Annotated in this window: 9 protein-coding genes; 6 read left to right on the forward strand and 3 right to left on the reverse strand. The window is 60.0% G+C overall.

Features of this window, described 5'->3' with window-relative positions; translation table 11 throughout:
• Positions 1 to 78 precede the first annotated feature (78 nt).
• Together QQL64_RS10410 and QQL64_RS10415 are read left to right on the forward strand one after the other, a co-directional pair.
• On the forward strand, positions 79 to 546 hold the full coding sequence (locus QQL64_RS10410; RefSeq protein WP_284398993.1) for a Dps family protein: 468 nt from the start codon (positions 79 to 81) through the stop codon (positions 544 to 546).
• Between the two features lie 385 nt (positions 547 to 931).
• Complete coding sequence (locus tag QQL64_RS10415) at positions 932 to 3,499, forward strand: glycosyltransferase (protein ID WP_284399745.1); 2,568 nt, start codon at positions 932 to 934, stop codon at positions 3,497 to 3,499.
• A 250-nt stretch (positions 3,500 to 3,749) separates the two neighbouring features.
• On the opposite strand, the gene QQL64_RS10420 is transcribed toward QQL64_RS10415, so the two are convergent.
• Positions 3,750 to 7,580 carry an autotransporter outer membrane beta-barrel domain-containing protein gene (locus tag QQL64_RS10420; RefSeq protein ID WP_284398994.1) on the reverse strand — a complete coding sequence of 1,277 codons (3,831 nt, stop codon included), beginning with the start codon at positions 7,578 to 7,580 and terminating at the stop codon, positions 3,750 to 3,752.
• Positions 7,581 to 8,017: 437 nt separating this feature from the next.
• Here QQL64_RS10420 and QQL64_RS10425 point away from each other — a divergent pair, with 437 nt between their 5' ends.
• The 4 genes from QQL64_RS10425 (at position 8,018) to QQL64_RS10440 (ending at position 16,458) form a co-directional block, all read left to right on the forward strand.
• Positions 8,018 to 9,781 carry an autotransporter assembly complex protein TamA gene (locus QQL64_RS10425; protein ID WP_284398997.1) on the forward strand — a complete coding sequence of 588 codons (1,764 nt, stop codon included), beginning with the start codon at positions 8,018 to 8,020 and terminating at the stop codon, positions 9,779 to 9,781.
• Positions 9,782 to 9,788: 7 nt separating this feature from the next.
• Positions 9,789 to 13,565: a translocation/assembly module TamB domain-containing protein gene (locus tag QQL64_RS10430; RefSeq protein ID WP_345782637.1), complete on the forward strand. Its 3,777-nt coding sequence runs from the start codon at positions 9,789 to 9,791 to the stop codon at positions 13,563 to 13,565.
• A gap of 117 nt (positions 13,566 to 13,682) precedes the next feature.
• Positions 13,683 to 14,570, forward strand: coding sequence for a hypothetical protein (locus QQL64_RS10435; RefSeq protein WP_284398998.1), 888 nt, complete (start codon positions 13,683 to 13,685; stop codon positions 14,568 to 14,570).
• A gap of 247 nt (positions 14,571 to 14,817) precedes the next feature.
• On the forward strand, positions 14,818 to 16,458 hold the full coding sequence (locus QQL64_RS10440; RefSeq protein WP_284399000.1) for an MASE1 domain-containing protein: 1,641 nt from the start codon (positions 14,818 to 14,820) through the stop codon (positions 16,456 to 16,458).
• 33 nt (positions 16,459 to 16,491) lie between these two features.
• Here QQL64_RS10440 and QQL64_RS10445 read toward each other — a convergent pair whose 3' ends face one another.
• Together QQL64_RS10445 and QQL64_RS10450 are read right to left on the reverse strand one after the other, a co-directional pair.
• A complete protein-coding gene (locus QQL64_RS10445; RefSeq protein ID WP_284399003.1) occupies positions 16,492 to 16,956 on the reverse strand; it encodes a hypothetical protein in 465 nt (154 codons plus the stop codon).
• A gap of 180 nt (positions 16,957 to 17,136) precedes the next feature.
• The gene (locus tag QQL64_RS10450) at positions 17,137 to 17,910 is read right to left on the reverse strand and encodes a DUF899 domain-containing protein (RefSeq protein ID WP_284399005.1); all 774 of its coding nucleotides are present in this window, start codon (positions 17,908 to 17,910) and stop codon (positions 17,137 to 17,139) included.
• Positions 17,911 to 17,914 lie beyond the last annotated feature (4 nt).

The raw sequence follows: 17,914 nt of genomic DNA on the forward strand, positions 1-17,914 counted from the left end.
TATTCATTTCTCCCGCACTCCACGCGTCGGTAAGCTCTAAAGCCAATCCCCTAGAACCCGCTTGGAAAGGAGCGCCCTATGGCCACCAGCATCGGCATTGCGAAGAAGGACCGCGAAACGATCGCCAAGCAGCTGTCCAAGCTGCTTGCGGATACCTATTCCCTCTACCTGAAGACCCACAGCTTCCACTGGAACGTGACGGGACCGCACTTCAACAGCCTGCACACCATGTTCGAAACTCAGTACAACGAACTGTGGCTGGCTGCGGACGAAGTGGCCGAGCGCATTCGCACCCTCGACGTGTTCGCCCCGGGCTCCTACAGCCAATTCGGCAAGCTGACCACCATCAAGGAGGAATCCGGCGTGCCCGACTGGAGAGACATGGTCGGCCAGTTAGTCACCGGCCACGAGATTGCCGCGACCACGTCACGCGAAGTGATCAAGTCGGCCGATGCCATTGGCGACGAAGGCACGGCGGACATGGTGACGGGCCGACTGAAAGAACACGAAAAGACGGCCTGGATGTTGCGCTCGCTGTTGAAATAATCGTGCGCGAAACGCCCTCCCCGTTTGCGGAGAGGGCGTGATGCCTGCGCCTAGCAGATAGTAGTTCGGCAACCGAAGGCGTCGAAACTCGACCGCGCAGCGGTCACTAGAGATGTCGCAAGCATGAGATCTGCGAGTTCTTGCGACACCAGGCCACGCTTACGCTTTCGTGCCCTGCCCCAAGGCCTGGAAAAAGCCCAAACTACCCCGAACGGCCGACGGGCCTGACCTCGCGCTGACCGCTCCCGCCGCAATTTATTGAGCCTAACGCCGTCAATTGGTTAAGCTCGTCGGGCTTCATGCGCCTCGAGAGGGGCACCTAACGGGGATTTTCTTGAGCGCTACACCCACCCAATCACAAACTAGGTCATCGATTTTCACCGCCATGCTGCTGGCGTTGGTGGTGGCAGCGTTGAATATCGGCCTTTGGTGGTGGAGCAATCTTCCGAACGGCCCCCAGGACTGGCACGGCCAGATCAATGGCCTCACGGTCTCGCTGTTCCAGCGCTACCAGAACCCGTTCAATCAGGATTACCCGAGTGACGACCAGATCGACAGCGATCTGAAGCTGTTGCGCCAGTACACGGGCCGTATCCGCACCTACTCCATGCAGGTGAACCCGCAAACGTACCGACTGGCCCAGAAAGAAGGCCTGAAAGTCATGGCCGGCGCCGAGATCGACACTCGCCTGGATAACAACGAAAAGGAAATGGATGCGCTGATTGCGCTCTCGAACCGTTACCCGGACACGATCGAACGCGTGATCGTCGGCAATGAAGTGCTGTTCCGCAACGATCTACCCGTCGAGAAGATGATCACCTACCTCGACCGGGCTCGCGCGCATATCCGCCAACCTGTATCGATCGCCGAGCCGGATTACATCTGGTTGAAGTACCCGGAACTGGCCGACCACGTGGACTTCATTACCATCCACCTGTTCCCATTCTGGAACGGCCTGCCGGTATCGAGCGAGCAGCGGAAATCCGTTGCGATCCAGGCTGCCGAAGGCGCCTACCTGGCCGTCAAGCAACGTTTTCCGAACAAGCATGTGGTGGTTGGCGAAATCGGTTGGCCGTCGAACGGCGATCGTCGTGAACGCGCCTACCCGTCCATCTCCAACGAAGCGATCTTCGACCGCGAATGGCTGATCTGGGCGAAGGCGAATAACGTCGATTACTACCTGTTCGAAGCGTTCGACCAGCCCTGGAAGGAAAACCTCGGCGAGGGCCGTACCGGCGCCTACTGGGGCATCTTCAGTGCGGACCGCCAACCCAAGTTCCCCTTCATCGGCCCGGTGACGGAAGACACCGGCTGGCCTTGGAAGGCATTGGGCGCCAGCCTGCTCGCTCTGATCCCGATGATCTGGTTCGGCATCCGCTTCCACCGCTTCAAGCTGACGGGCCGGCTGTTCTTCGACGTGCTGATCCAGCTCGCCTGCGGCCTGATCGTGTGGTCGGTCACGCTGCCGTTCAATTTCTACCTCGACTGGATCGACTGGAGCATGTTGGCGCTGCTGTTCCCGGCGCAGGTGGCGATCCTGGCGATCCTGTTGATCAACGGCTTCGAATTCACCGAGGTGCTGTGGCGCCGCAAGTGGATACGCCACGCCGGCATGCTGGAGCCCGATCCGGTCGAGAAACAGCCGTTCGTATCCCTTCACCTGGCTTGCTACAACGAGCCGCCGGAGATGGTGATCGTCACGCTCGATTCGCTGGCCGCGTTGGATTACCAGAACTACGAAGTGCTGGTCATCGACAACAACACCAAGGACCCGGCGATCTGGAAGCCCGTGCAGGAGTACTGCGAGAAACTGGGTTCCCGCTTCCGCTTCTTCCACCTGGAACCCTGGCCGGGCTTCAAGGCCGGTGCGCTGAATTTCGGCCTGAAGGAAACCGACCCGCGCGCCGATGTAGTGGCGGTGATCGACGCCGATTACGAAGTGCGTGCCGACTGGCTGTCCACGCTGACCGGCTACTTCCACGACCCGAAGGTGGCCGTGGTGCAGTGCCCGCAGGCGCATCGCGATTTCGAGCACAACCGCTTCCGCCGCATGACGGCGTGGGAATACGACGGCTTCTTCCGCATCGGCATGCACCACCGCAATGAGCGCAACGCCATCATTCAGCACGGCACGATGACGATGGTGCGCCGCTCCGCGCTAGAGGGCACCGGTGGCTGGTCGGAGTGGACGATCTGCGAAGACGCCGAGCTCGGCTTGCGCCTGATGCATGCCGGCTATGAGCTGGTCTATGTCGATGAGCTGATGGGCAAGGGCCTGACGCCCGCCGACTTCAAGGCATACAAGAGTCAACGTTATCGCTGGGCCTTCGGCGCGATGCAGATTTTGAAAGGCCGCTGGAGCTGGATGACGAAGAAAGGTCCGCTGAGCGGCGGCCAGCGCTTCCACTTCCTCACCGGCTGGTTCAGCTGGTTCGCCGACGCGCTGCATTTGATCTTCACGCTGATGGCGATTTTCTGGACCGCCGGCATGGTGGGTTTGCCGCAAATCTTCAGCCTGCCCATGCAGCTGTTCCTGGTTCCCGTAATCGGCTTCTTCTTCGCCAAGGCGATCTTCGGCTTCGTGCTGTACCGCGCCCGCGTGCCATGCAGCTGGTACGACACGATCATGGCGTCCGTGGCCAGCATGAGCCTCAGCCACGCGATCGCGCGCGGCATCCTGCACGGGTTGACGCGCAAGAAGACCTCGTTCGTGGTGACCGCAAAGAGCCGACGCCTGGGCGGCAGCAACTTCGCCGCGTTCGCTCCCGTGCGCGAAGAGATGCTGATGCTTTGCGCGCTCGCGCTGTGCGTCGTCGGCATGCTGATGAGCTCTATCTCGCACTTCACCGAAGGCCGGCTGTGGATCTTCATCCTGTCCGCGCAGGCGATCCCGTATATCTCCGCATTGATCGGCGCCTGGATCGCGCACAGCTCGGGTGACGCAGCGGGCTAACGCCCCCAATAAACCTCGCGCATACCTAAGCCCTCTCCCCTCCTCTGCTATTGAGCCCTCTCCCCTCCGGGGAGAGGGTTGGGTGAGGGGCTGCTCTTGCGAAAATGCAGATTCAGAGCACGCTTCGATCGATGCGTCAGGCAAGAGTGCCCCCCCTCACCTCAATCCTCTCCCCGAAGGGGAGAGGAAGCAAAGAAAAAAGAGCCGGGCATACCCGGCTCTTTCGTCACTTCCCTGTGCACCAACGTGGTCAGAAATTCCAGCGTAGACCCACGTTAGCCGTCCAACCACTGGTGCCGTAGTTGTTGAGCGCACCTTGGTAATCGACCTCACCATAAATCGCCAGGTTCTTGGTGAACTGACTGGTCGCACCACCGCCCAGGCGATAGCTGGCACCGGCACGACCACCGGCAAACGTTGCCTGCACATCCGTCCAATCGGTGCTGCTGATGTTCACCTGCTGACGGCCACCCACGGTGTTGATGTAATCGGCACGCAGGTACGGCGAGAACGTGGCGTTGTCGCTCTTGGTGAGGCGGGCACCCAGGCGATAGGTCGCCTGGCCGACGTCACCCAGCTTCACCGCCAAGTTGTCCTTATCCACCACGTCGTTGAACACCAGCGACTGGTACATCAGCTGCGCCTGCGGCTCGATCGCCCAGCCCTTGCCCAGTTGGAACGGATAACCGGTTTCCACCGAGGCCGTCCAACCGTGGGCACGGATCGTGGCCACATCCGAACCGCGCAGGTCGGTGCTCACCTTGCCGTTGTAGCTTTCGCCGCCGACGATCGCATCGACGTAGAAGCCGTTGTCCTGCTGCCAGGTCAACCATGCCGAGGCACCATGCGCTTTGTACTTGGTGGAGCTGCCACCGATGCTGGTGCGCTGAGGCGTCACGGTGGTGGTGCCGGCATCGGCCGCCCAACCCGCACGCAGGCTGCTCTTGTCGCCCGTCCAGCCCAGGATGCTGCCACCCAACTGCAGCGTGTTGATCTGCTGGTTGAAGTCGTAGCCGTACTGATTGAAGTTGCGGTCGGAGCTGTACTTGTATTGCGTGCCGATGTAGCGCGCGAACACTTCACCACCCAGCTGGTCGTTGTCCTTGGCCTGCACGTTGCGGATTTCACCTAAGCGCTGATGCAGCGTGTCGATGGTCTGACCGCCGTAACCCAGCAGCGCCGTGGCCGAGGAGACGTACGAACCGACCTGCGGCGGAACCGCCTTACGGATCTCGCTGTTGTCATCGGGCTGCGGTGCCGGATCAACAGGCGTCGGGGTAGGTGCTGGCGTCGGCGTGGGTGCCGGCGTCGGCGTCGGAGCTGGCGTCGGTGTAGGTGCCGGCGTCGGCGTCGGGGCTGGCGTCGGTGTGGGTGCCGGCGTCGGTGTGGGTGCCGGCGTCGGTGTGGGTGCCGGCGTCGGTGTAGGTGCCGGCGTCGGTGTAGGTGCCGGCGTCGGTGTAGGTGCCGGCGTTGGCGTCGGCGTCGGCGTCGGTGTAGGTGCCGGCGTCGGAGTCGGAGCTGGCACCGGGGTTTCAAAAGCGTTGGCCAGTCGATAATCCCAATCCAGCGAGTCACCGTTCGGCAACACGCTTTGCGACTGATCGGTCGCGCCCGGACCGAATGCATACAGGTCGTACATCCACGGACCTACCGCTACGTAGCCACCCTTCAGCTGGAACGCGTTCGTGGTCGAGTTGCCGTGCACCTGCACCAACGAGATGCCCTCGCTGGGTTGCACGAAACCATCGCCGTTAAGATCGGTGTCCGCACCCAAGCCCTGGCCACGCACGTCCAGAAGCGTGGTTCCGGTGACATTGCCTTGAATCAAAAGACGGTCAGTCTGCTGATTGCTCAGTGCGCCACCTTCATTGAGCACAGTGTTGACCGCGACCGTGCCACCACCTGTGTAGTTACCGTTGACGGTCAGATTGCCGAAATTGCTGCCGAGCCCACTCGCGCTGCCGGCCAACATGGTGCCTGCGTTGGTGACATCGCCATTGATCGTGCCGTAGCCGGAAAGCGTACCTGCCAACTGCACATCGACAGCACTGCCCGACAGCGAAGCACTCGTATGCGCGCCGTCGCCGATGGCAAGCGTGCCGCCAGAGATGGTCGTGCCGCCGGTGTAAGTGTCGTTGCTATTGAATACCGTCGTACCGTTGTACACGTTGACGCTGCCGGGGCCACCGGTGATGGTGGGCGCAAAAACGTAACTGCCGCTGGTATCGGTGTGATTGAAGTTGATGACACCCGTGCCTTTGCCAAAACTCAGGCTCGTTGCATTCAAAGTGCCAGGCGCTGTGGCGGCATCGCTCGGTGCGGCGCCGATATTCAGGGTACCTGTCGAGCCAACTTGCTGGCCGATAGCGACGGTGCTCGATTGAACCAGCGCGCCATTCGAAATCGTCAGCGCACCTTGACCGCTGTTGCCAACAGTCATGGCCGTAGCGTTATCCCAAGTGGAGCCTGCACCGTCAACGGTGACCGTGCCAACGCCTGTTTTGCTATCGCCGAAAATGGCACTGTTGCTGGCAACGCTGCCGCCATTCGTCACGGCAAGCGAGCCCGTGTCGGCCGTACCCACCTTCAAGTAATCACTCGTGGAGAAACTCGAGCCAGCACCATCCACGGCGACCGTTCCCGCTGTGCCGGAGGAGTACGCAATATCGGAAGTGGTTGACTTTACCTTGCCGCCGTTCGAAACGGTTAGCGAGCCTTGTGCCGAATTAGCCAAGCCAACGTAGGTGGCGCCTTTCGTCGTCAAGCTCGAACCAACACCATCGACAATGGCCGTTCCGGTAGCGTTGTTGTAGCCACCTATCACCGTTTGATCGGAATGGACGGCACCACCATTGGTGACTTCCAGCAGCCCAGTGCTTCTGTAGCCAATGCTTACACTACCTGTGATGTTAGAGCCCTTACCATCGACATAAACCGACCCTTGCGAGCCGGCGTAAACGCCTGCAGTGATAGTGCCAATGGCAGACCCACCATTCGTGATGGACATCGTGCCTTGGCCGCTACTACCAATCTGGAACCCACCAACGGACGTCCAACTAGAACCAGCGCCGTCGATGTTTATGATACCGACGGATTCCGGATTGGTCGCCGTCGCAGAGTACACGCTCCCTGCCGTATCGACCGTGGCGCCATTCGTGATGTTGACAATACCCATACCAGAAGGCGTGGTTGTGCTTGGGTTGCCACCTACGTATACCCTCGCGCCTGTCGTCAAATGCGAACCAGCACCATCAACATTGATCGTGCCTACGCCACCCTGGTTATAGCCAAGAAACGTAATGCCGGTCGGCGCATTATTTCCCGAAATATCAGCAGTAGCGCCGTTGGTAATGTTCAACGTGCCGTTGCCGTAGGCGCCAATAACTTGGCCGCCAACGCCCGTCACAACCAAGCTAGAACCCGGGCCCTGGACGTTAACCACGCCATCAGGACCATCTATTCTCAAGCTTCCGCCCGTCGCCGAAGCGCCATTGGAGATGGTCAACGAACCCTGACCACCTGGCGTAGAAAAGTTTGACCCTACAAAAAATCCACTGGCGGCATTTAGCGAGGAACCGACCCCATCAACCGTGGCCGCGCCCGAACCACCAGGCATTTGGGCTACATACAAAGCGCCCGCCGTGTTAACGGTGCCGCCATTGGTAACATCGAGCGTGCCGGCACCGTTGTAACCGAGAACAATGCCACCGCTCTCTGTCCAGGTCGAACCCGCACCATCGACGGTTACAGCACCCTCTGAGCCACTATTCACACCTACGTAAGTTCCGTTAACGCTGTTAACGACACCGCCGTCCACGATGTTCAACGTACCTTGGCCGTTGTTACCAACACGCAACGTGGCTGGCGTCCAAGGAGCCTGCGTGCCGTCGACGGTAACGGTCGAGCCATTGTCAACGAGTGTCTGCGCCCACACCGGCGAAACCGCCAACGCGGACATGGTGGCAAGCGCCAGCGCAGTACGCCGACGCGAGGTGGATTTGCCGCGAGCGCGGGCCAGTTCGGATGCAGCCACCCAAGACTGAGTCGCTGCATTCCACACAATTCGATAAACCTTGTTCATGCGAGTGCTCCAATTGAGATGGGTTTGTGGGGCGCAAACCGACCCTGGCCTCTCAGAAAGAGCCTTGAATCGACCTTCCGCCTGGGGTGTCCCGACCTGCGTGTCGGGATGTCGTGGGCGCGTATCGCTTCTGCGAACGGTTGCCGCCGTTGACTGCACGCACTGGACGAATCCCCTGTGCATGCTTGCCGCGATGGGACGCGGCCGCTCCTAGCTCCAGGAGAATGCTAAATATCGAGGCGGCGCTGAGATATCGGACTAGGCCTAAATCAGGGTCCCGTCCGAGAAGGACGGCCTTACGGTTCAGCCCAGCGGCATCGCCAAAGCGCCATGCGGCAATCCGCGAAGCGGCCTCGCGAGCGACTTAATGCGCCGTCCATGCCAAGCTCGGTAAGCTCACGTTCGCGATGCCAAGACTGAGGATGGAACCCTAACGCATGCGTTGGATTCGCTGCTGCCAAAGCCTGCTCCTGCTGTTGCTGCTCCCGGCACTGAGCCATGCCGGGGTGCAGTTGGTCGTGGACGGTGTCGACGATCCGCTCAAGGCCGCCGTCATCGCCGGCGTCAGCCTGTCGCAATACGCCACGCGCGATGTGAGCGAGGCGCAGGTGCGTCGTCTTTATGAACGCGCCGATGCGCAAGTGGAAACGGCGCTGCAGCCCTATGGCTACTACGAGGCGCACGCCACCGGCAAGCTGGAACAGGTCGGCAAGGACTGGCGCGTGACGCTGCACATCGCACCGGGTGAGCCGGTCAAGGTCACCTCGGTGGATATTCAGCTCGATCCGACCGCCGCGAAGCTCGGGCCCGTCCGATCCGCGCGTCGTGGCATCGAAAAGCTCAAGGGCCAACGACTGGACGACAACGCGTACGACACCGCGCGCGACGCCCTAAGCCACGCCCTCACCGCGAACGGCTTTCTCGATGCGCGGCTTACTGTGCGTCGCGTGGACGTCCATCGCGGCGAACGCACGGCAGCCATCCACTTGGCCTGGGACGTCGGCCGCCGCTACCGCTATGGCCAGGTTCACTTCGAAGGCTCGCAATTCAAGGATGGATTTCTCGATCGCTACGTCCCGTTCAAGCCGGGCGACTATTTCGATCAGAACCAACTGCTGAAATTCCAGCAGGTACTGAACGGTGCGGACTATTTCTCCATCGTCAACGTGATGCCGCAAATCGACAGCGCGAAAAACGGTATCGTCGATATCGATGTCGAACTCGCGCCTGCCAAACGCACGATCTACACCGCAGGCCTGTTCGTGGGTACCGATACCGGCGTCGGCATACGCGGCGGCATCGAAAACCGATGGGTGAATCAGTACGGGCACAAGTGGAAAAACGACATCGTGCTCGCGCAACGGCTCAAGACGGTTTCGACGCAATACACGATACCGTTGCCAGGCGACAACGAGCGCAGCCTGAACTTCGGCGCAACCTATCGCGATGCCAACACCGTAACGTCACAATCGCGCACGCTGGAACTCGTCGCCAACGAAAGCGAATTGTGGAACGACTGGGTGCGCACGGTCGGCGTGCATGCGCTGTCGGGCACCTTCTCCGTGGGCAAACGCTCCGATGAACCGGAAAGCACACCGGGCGTCGAACATGGCAGCAGCACGCTGGTGTACGCCGAGGGTTCGCTCACGCGCAAGCAGGCGGACAATCTCGATTTCGTGCGGCGCGGCTGGTTGCTCAGCTTTGCCGTGCGCAGCACCGCAGGCGATCTGCTTTCGTCCGCGCGTTTCAGCCAGGTCACCGCCGACGCCAAGTGGATTCGCGCGTTCTGGCGCAACAACAGGTTGATCCTGCGCGGTAGCTACGGCCACATCTGGACCGACGATTTCGCCGCGCTGCCACCTCAATTGCGTTTCTTCGCGGGTGGCGATCAGTCGATCCGCGGCTATCCGTTCCAGGCCATCGGTCCGGAAAACAGCTACGGGCGCGTCATCGGCGGCAACAACCTGCTGGTGGGTAGCGCAACGCTGGAGCACTACTTCACGCAGCGCTGGGGCATCGCTACGTTTGTCGATGCCGGCAACGCGTTCGCTGGCACGAACGTGAAACCCAAAATCGGCACGGGTATCGGCGTACGCTGGCGTTCACCGGTCGGCCTTATTCGGGTCGATGTGGGTACGCCCATCAATGACGCGCAACGCCACGGCGTGGAGCTGCATCTCGTGATCGGGCCGGATTTGTGAGGCATATGTGAACAGCACACCCACACCCGCCTCTCGTCGTCCTCGCTGGATGCGCGCCATCGGCTTGGTGCTGCTGGCGATTTTCCTGTTGGTCGCCGGCAGCGTTGCCTGGTTGCTGTGCACCGGCGCAGGCTTGCGTTTCGCGCTGGCGCGCGCCCAGGATTTCACGCACGGTGCGTTGCAAGTGCAGCAAGCGGAAGGACGATTGATAGGCCCGTTGGATATCGGCGTCTTGCGCTACAGCGATGGCGAGGGCACCGACGTCAACATCGCCGGGCTGCATCTGGACTGGCACGTCGCCACCTTGCTCTACAAACGTCTGCATGTCACCGAGCTTCGTGCGGATCGCGTCGATGTCGCGTTGCCCAAATCGCAAGCATCGTCGTCATCGAGCGGTTTTTCGCTAAAGCCGCCCTTGGCGCTGGTGCTCGACGACGTGCATGTCGGGCCGGTGACCATTACGCAAGATCATCAACCTCTGTTTGCCTCCGACCAGCTCGACCTCGCCGGCCGCTGGACCAACGACGGCATCAACGTGGATCGGCTGGCACTCCGCGCTCCGGATGGTCACGTCAATCTGGATGGCCAACTCGGCGTCGGCCGACGTTATCGCGGCAAAGGACGCGCCGATATCGCGTGGAAGATCGGCGGCGTCGACTATGCCGGCAGCATCACTGCGCAAGGCAACGGACGTACCGCGCAACTCCAGCTTGCACTGACGCAACCGATGCTCGCGCAGTTGCAACTGCAGATCGATCAGCGAAAGAACAATGCGTGGACCGGCAAGCTCGACGCGCCCGCATTCGATCCCAAGCCCTTGCTCGGCGACAGCGCACTCACACGCCTGGCGGCAAACCTGCAGGGCAGCGGCGATCAGTACGGCGGCACGATCACCGGACAGTTGGACCTCAACGACTACCATCTGTTGCTGCAGCCCTTGCAGGCGCAATTCGACAAAGACTTCAAAACGCTCACCCTGCAACAGTTGCAACTCGCTTCACCGCAGATCAAAGGCGTGGTCGATGCGACGGGCACCGTACAGCTGGATGCGCAACCGATCAGTGCCGATCTCGCCATCGACTGGAAAAATCTGGAGCTGCCTGCCAGCTTGGTCGGCCAAGTACTGGATAGCCAGGGCTACCTTGCCGCGAAAGGAAGTGTGGAGCGGTATCACGCCGAGGGCGACGTCACCGTCGGACCGCCCGGCAAACTTGCGAAGCTGGCGCTGAATCTCGATGGCACGCAACAGCAGATTCAGTTGCACACGCTCAGCTTGCTACAACCGCAAGGCAAGCTCACCGCCAGTGGCACGCTGACCTTGCAACCCAATCTGGCCTGGCAATTCCAGGCGAACGCTAACCGCTTCGATCCCGGACAACTGCTCGCAGGCTGGCAAGGTTTGCTGGATGCCGACTTCGGCACGCAAGGCACGCTCACCAAGAACAGCCCGGATGTCACCCTCGATCTGCGCAAGCTCGATGGACAACTGCGGCAGCGTCACTTGCGCGGCAGCGGCCATCTGCACCTGTCACCCAACGAAGTGCTCGACGGCACGCTGGAACTTGCCTCGGGCAGCAGCACTGTCAAGCTGCTCGCCCGCCCTGGCAACAGCAACGATGCCGATGTCACGCTGGCGATCGCCTCGCTGGGCGATTGGTTGCCGCAGAGCAGCGGACGGCTGAATGGCCAATTCCACGTGCGCGGCAAGCTACCGAAACTCGCCGTCAACGGAAACCTGCAAGGCCAAGCGCTGGCTTGGCAGGAACAGACTATCGGCCAGCTGCAACTGCAAGCCGATGTGCCGGATATCAGCAACCCCGGTGGAAAACTCGATCTTGAAGCATCCGGCGCGAATCTCGGCGGCCTTGCCTTCCGGCAGATACGCGTGAATGGTCAAGGCACATCGGCACAACATCAGCTCACGCTCGATGCGCAGGGTGAACAACTTTCTACCGCACTGACACTCCATGGCACGTTGAAAGACCAGAACTGGAACGGCACGCTGACCTCGCTCACGCTCGATGTCCAAGGTCTTCCGCGCTGGAACATGCAACAAGCCACACGGCTGGGTTGGAACAACGGCAGCGCAAGCCTTGCCGAACTTTGCCTGAGCGCAGGCGAGCCTGTGTTATGCGTCAGCGGCAGCCAAGACAAGGCCGGCAATATCGACGCAAGCTATCGTTTGCATTCGGTACCGCTCACCTTGGTGGTCGATGCCCTTGGCAACGCCGACCTGCCGGTCAGCGCGGAAGGCACGCTGGAAGGCAACGGCAAGATTCATCGCAATGCGGCGGGCAGCCTTACGGGCAACGCTACGATCACATCGGCGCAAGGTCGCGTCATCTACAAAGAACATCCCGACCAGCCTGCGATCACCTACAGCAACCTCGCATTGAACGCCACGCTTGCACCTGGCAATCAGCAAGTGACGATGCGCGCCGCACTCAATGGAGATGGACGACTGGACGGCAATGTCAGCATCAACGGTGCGCAGCAGGCATTGGCCGGCCAGGTTGGCGTGCATCTAAACAACCTCGCCTTCATCGGCTTGTTCACCGATACGCTGGCTAACGTGAAAGGTCGTATCGATGGCGATTTCAAACTTGGCGGCACGCTGACCGAGCCAACCGTCATCGGCCAGGCGAGCGTGAACGATTTCGCTGCGGAAGTGCCCGATGCCGGACTGAAGCTCAGCGAGGGCCGCATTACCGTCAGCGCTGCCGATACGCGGCAATTGCGCATCGATGGCACCGTGCAATCGGGCAAGGGTTCGATCGCGATCGCTGGCGTAGCCGGCCTCGACGCGCAGACGCCTAGCGAGATCACCTTCAAAGGCAGCCAGTTCACCGCGGTGGATATTCCCGCCGCCAAGGTGATCGTTTCGCCGGATGTACTCGTGCGTCGCGACGCGCAAGGTCTCAACGCCACGGGTTCCGTGCGGCTGGACAGTGCCGACGTCAATCTCGACAAGTTACCGGGCAGCGGCGTCAACAAGGCATCTCCCGACATCGTGGTCGTCGATCAGCCGCAGCAGCCCGCCGGCAGCGGTTCGATGCCGATCACCGCATCGATCAAGGTCGATCTTGGACAACATACGCATCTGGCCGGCATGGGTCTGGATGGACATCTGAGTGGCGTGCTCACGGTGAACGAACGTCCCGGCCGCAACACCACCGGCCAGGGTCAGATCGCGGTCAACGGCACCTACAAAGCCTACGGCCAGAGCCTGCAAATACAGCAAGGCTTGCTGCTGTTCGCCAGCACGCCCATCGACAACCCCGGACTCAACATTCGTGCAGTGCGCAGCCTCACGCCCACCGCCACCATCGACGAAGGCCAGCAAGTCGGCTTGCAGATTTCGGGCACGGCACAGCGGCCGATACTCACCGTGTTTTCCAATCCGGTGATGGAACAATCCGACGCGCTGTCCTATCTGGTCACCGGCAAACCACTATCACAAGTAAAAGGCGGCGAAGGCAACATGGTCAACGCCGCCGCACAGGCGCTCGGCTCAGCCACCGGCAATCTGTTGGCGAAAACTGTCGGCGGCAAACTCGGCATCGACGATATCGGCGTATCCAGCAGTGATGCGCTCGGCGGCAACTCCGCCTTTACCGTAGGCAAATATCTCTCGCCCCGCTTGTATCTCAGCTACGGCGTGGGACTGTTCGAACCGGGCCAGGTCATCACATTGCGCTATCGCCTCAGCAGGCGCTGGAGTCTCGAGGCGCAAAACGCCACCGACTTCAACCGCGCCAGCCTCAACTACCGGATCGAGAAATAACTCGCTACTTCTTCACGTCCGTCGCATGGCATTGGGAGTAAACTGCGCGGCGAGTCAGGGTAGACGGGCGGCTACGTAGCGGTAGAACGCGCCCAAGAAGACGATGTGTACCCGGGCATGATTGCAAAACAGTCACATCATGCGTCGCAGTTCAGTCCGCGCGTCTTGCACGGTCTCATTCTCCTGCTGTTTGCAAGCGTACTCATGGTGATTGCTCCCGTGTACGCCACTGACTATCCATGGACAGTGGCTATCTACGGCGAGGACAGCATCCCAACCGGCTGGGTTCAGGTGCGCGAGAATGCCGTTGACGGTACCAAGCTCAATGTGGACCGCAATCTCAACGTCAACTACATGCAGACGATCAGGCTACTTGCCTGGAAGCCGCTTTCTGACGTGAGCGAAATGCATTTCGGTTTTTCGACAAGCCAATTGAACGGGCATGCGATGACCTCGGTGCCGGTGTACTACAACGGCACTACCATCGCGCCAGGGCGCATCGACACCGTCACGGGATTTCAGGATTTCTTCGCATTTGATGCCTCCTACTGGTATCGCCTGTTCGACTTCGGTAACGGTGGGCGACTCTGGGGTAGCGTGGGTGCCACGTACGTCATGCTTAATTTCACGCTCAACGGCACCATCGCGGCCAACAGTGTCGGCCATGAGCTGCGCGAAGACTTTTATGTTCAGGAACTGCCCGTACCGATACTGGGATTGCATCTGCGCTATCCGCTTACGGATGCGTTGACAGTCACCGCCGATGTTTCCGCAGGACGGCTACCGTGGGTCAACAGCCTGCGCACGGAAGGTGGTGAGATACGGCTAGCGCAAACCGACGATGAGGCAATGCTTGGTTTCGAATATCGCTTCGCCGCACACTGGCAAGCCGTGCTCTACGGCTTCCATCGTTATTTCGGTCAAAACGAGCGAAGCCGCGAAGACGGTAATGTCATCCGTCTACGCACCAACGGTGTGGGTCTTGGCGTCAACTACCAGTTCTAAGCGTCGGCGTTTCGGTCGATAACGAAAGCCAAGCAGCGAATGGACACGGGCTAAACCCGAGTCACGAAGGGCTGCGACATATAACGAGGCGGCAAACCCCTGCCGCCCCCTTCAGTACTTCCCTATAGGGCGATGAGCGACAACTGCCTTACTTTTCGGTAGCCATCTGAGAGGTGGATGGTCGGGGGCAAGAGCGTCGGCTTCAGCCAAGTTAGCTATGCCATTTATCGAAAGGGAAGCAAACGGTATGTGGAAGGGAATTCTGAAAAAGCGCTGGGTGAGGCACGCAGCTGTGTCGCTGGGGTATGCGCTGGTTTATTTGGCCGTAGTACATATCTTCGACAATTCGCCGTGGTCGTTCACGGCAGCGCTTCGCATCACGTGCTTGCTGGTGATGCCGTATCGCTATTGGCCGGCGCTGGCGTTGGGCGAGCTGGGAGGGGTGATTTATGTCAATTTCGAATTTATAGCTAGATTCGGCTTGATGTATGCGGTCATTAACGCCATTCCGCGCCTCGTAGTAGGCATGCCGGTAGTCTGGTGGTTTCGCAATCACGCGGCGCTCTTTCCAGCGCCTCATCTGGTCGATGTCAAGAAACTCCTGTGGTGCGTGCTGACGCTAGCGGTACTTTGGGCATCCCTGGGCTACGCTGCGGTATTGACGGCGCGCTTGCCCACGGGACCGTACCATGCCCCAGAAGGGACGTTCTTGTTTCTCTTGAGCGGCGCCTATATGGCCATGCTCGTCACGGTGCCCTGGGTGGTTATGATCCGCCTCTATCAGAGAGAGAGGATATGGCAGTTTTTACAGTTACGCGAACTAGCCACCCACTCGCTGACACGAGATGTCGCCATCTCAATACTTGCGCTGGCGGCTCTTACGCTCTTGCACTATGTCGCCATCGATGTCATCAAGCCCGCTGCGATGATGGCGCTGTTTTTTCCAGCCGCGTGGTTAGCGCTGAAGCACGGATGGCGAGCGGCAGTGCTGGGCGGAACGCTCTCGTTAATCACTACGTGCCTGCTGGTGAAACACTGGTCCAATCCGGACACTGTGCAAGCGCAAACATTTATGGCCTTCGCCATGACGGGCCTGTATACCTTTGGGGCACGCATTTCCGCGCAGTTACATCAACACGAACAAGTAACGCGCAATGCGCGCGAAACCCGGGACGTCGCCCAAAGCACCCTGGTGTTCGGCGAGCAGCGCTTGCAGCAAACATCGCAGGCGTTGGAATGCGTAGCAGGTATTTTGCGCTTCGACCACGAGCTTATGTTGGAACGCTTCGTGCCCGCTCCAGAAAAGAATGAATATGGCAAGCAAGCCCAGCAGCTTCAGCAACAAGTCCAGCGCCTGGCCGAAAACATCCATCCCAGTGCGTGGCGCGAGCGTGGGCTGGCGGCGGCGTTGGATGAAACCATCGGCCAGGTGTTGGAGGACACCGACATCGCCTATGTCTGCAATACGCCGGGGCGCGGACTTCGGTTTTTGAGTCCGGCGTTGCAGGTGGCCGTTTATCGCATCGTGTGCGAGATGGTGGCGCGCTTCAGCGCTTCGCCGGCATGCGCACGTATTCATCTCGATATGCGCATCGGGCATCACGATCAGGTCCGCTGGGTGGTGCTGCGCATCCGCAGCGTAGAAAACGAGGCAAAAGTGGCCCGTGCCGCGTTGAATGCGCTTGAACGCTACCGCGTGGCGCCCAAGTTGGGCGCCACTATGAAGAGCTTCGACGAATTGCATCGGTTGGCACGTGTGTTCGACGGCAAATTGCGTCGCCGCACAATCACTGGCGGCATGCTCGTGTCTGCCTTGCTATGCGATGCGGAATCGCAGACTCAAGCACAACGGAAAAACGCGATGCCCATGCGCTTGTGGGTGAGATGACATGAATATCTACGTTATTGACGTCGGTGAAATTCAATAGGCTACTACGCTGCTCACATTACAGGCACCTGGATCGTCACATCCTAAGGCCCTCACCATGATCTGCACCGTCCCATCGCTTTGTGGCGCCGCCATCACGGTCATCGTGTCGTCTTGATAAACCGTTTGCGACGACGTTTCTGCGCTCAACGCAGGAGCGGCATCGACGCGCCGGGCATCCACACCTACCGGCAGCGCAAACAGCGTATCCCCGACACGGCCGATCACTGCGTGCACCGTGCCATTGCGATCATTGATCTGGATATAACGAACGCCGTCGCGCTCAAACACAAAGGCATGCCAATGTGGGTTGACGCTGACATCAGGAGCGTTGGGCCAGGATTGACCCAGGCCCGTGGCTGGAGCGGTCTGGGCGGTGGCGACGATCGCCGTCAGGCTAGCGGCGATCACGCCGACGCAAACGGTTTTACGGACAACGTGAGAAACAAGACGGAACATGGCGCGTCCTCTGCGTGAGTGATGACTTCCCCCTGCGTAGCGGAATGTACCAGGGGGATTTCACGCGCGAGGCAGGGCTCTTTCGCTCCGAGAAGTCCGTCTTATCCTTCGTGATGGGTAAAAACCTTACGACCAGGAGCCACTAAAAAATTCGTGGTCGAGGAGCGACATCGATCATCATCATGATTTGTGCGCCGCGCACGCGCACGTCTCGGTGTGATAACGGCCGGTGGGCGCCACCGTACCGCCCTTTCCGTACATGTCGTGCGGCCGTGCCCAGTCGCCGAGGCTGTGATGAGGACCCAACTCCGCCCTGCCCTTCGGCGTGATGTCGAAGAATCCGTAGATGCCGAGAAAACGCTCGCAACCCCGGCCGAACGCGGAATAGGTGTGAAAGATCTGCCCGTCCTCGTCCTTGTAGAACACGCTGTCGCCTGAAAGATCCTCCATCCCTGGATCGCATTCGCGGAAGTTGTAGAACCCCGTTTTCGTTCGAACCTGCTCCGGCGTGAACGACACATGGAAGTCGTAGTTGAAATCGCTGCGATACGACGACACAAACGGAAAGCGCCAACCCATGCGTTGGCGCAAGGTTTCGATGTCGTCTATCGGCGCACGCGCAATGGCGACATAGGAAAGATCATGGTTCTGCATGTGCACCAGAATTCCTTCCAGATGATCCACCTCTAGCGCGCAACCCACGCAGTGATGCTGCTGTCCCGGGCCCAACATGTAGTGTTTGACGAACAGCTGGCTGCGCCCTGCGAATAAATCCGACAACGTCACTGTTCCCGAAGGACTCTCGAATTCATAGTGCTTGTCGATCTTCATCCAAGGCAGTGCGCGCTGTTCCGCGCTCAATTGATCGCCCAGCTTCATGTGCACCCTTTCCTTGACCATCAGGGCGCGACGCGCTTCCAGCCAGGCTTCGCGGGAAACTACTTCGTGCTTCATGCTT

Origin of the sequence: Dyella lipolytica, from assembly GCF_030160075.1 — a bacterium.
GTDB lineage: Bacteria > Pseudomonadota > Gammaproteobacteria > Xanthomonadales > Rhodanobacteraceae > Dyella_B > Dyella_B lipolytica.

Coding starts and splice junctions, on each gene's coding strand:
- QQL64_RS10420 (WP_284398994.1), bottom strand. CDS start 7,580: ATGAACAAGGTTTATCGAATTGTGTGGAATGCAGCGACTCAGTCTTGG.
- QQL64_RS10445 (WP_284399003.1), bottom strand. CDS start 16,956: ATGTTCCGTCTTGTTTCTCACGTTGTCCGTAAAACCGTTTGCGTCGGC.
- QQL64_RS10440 (WP_284399000.1), top strand. CDS start 14,818: ATGTGGAAGGGAATTCTGAAAAAGCGCTGGGTGAGGCACGCAGCTGTG.
- QQL64_RS10410 (WP_284398993.1), top strand. CDS start 79: ATGGCCACCAGCATCGGCATTGCGAAGAAGGACCGCGAAACGATCGCC.
- QQL64_RS10450 (WP_284399005.1), bottom strand. CDS start 17,910: ATGAAGCACGAAGTAGTTTCCCGCGAAGCCTGGCTGGAAGCGCGTCGC.
- QQL64_RS10425 (WP_284398997.1), top strand. CDS start 8,018: ATGCGTTGGATTCGCTGCTGCCAAAGCCTGCTCCTGCTGTTGCTGCTC.
- QQL64_RS10435 (WP_284398998.1), top strand. CDS start 13,683: ATGATTGCAAAACAGTCACATCATGCGTCGCAGTTCAGTCCGCGCGTC.
- QQL64_RS10415 (WP_284399745.1), top strand. CDS start 932: ATGCTGCTGGCGTTGGTGGTGGCAGCGTTGAATATCGGCCTTTGGTGG.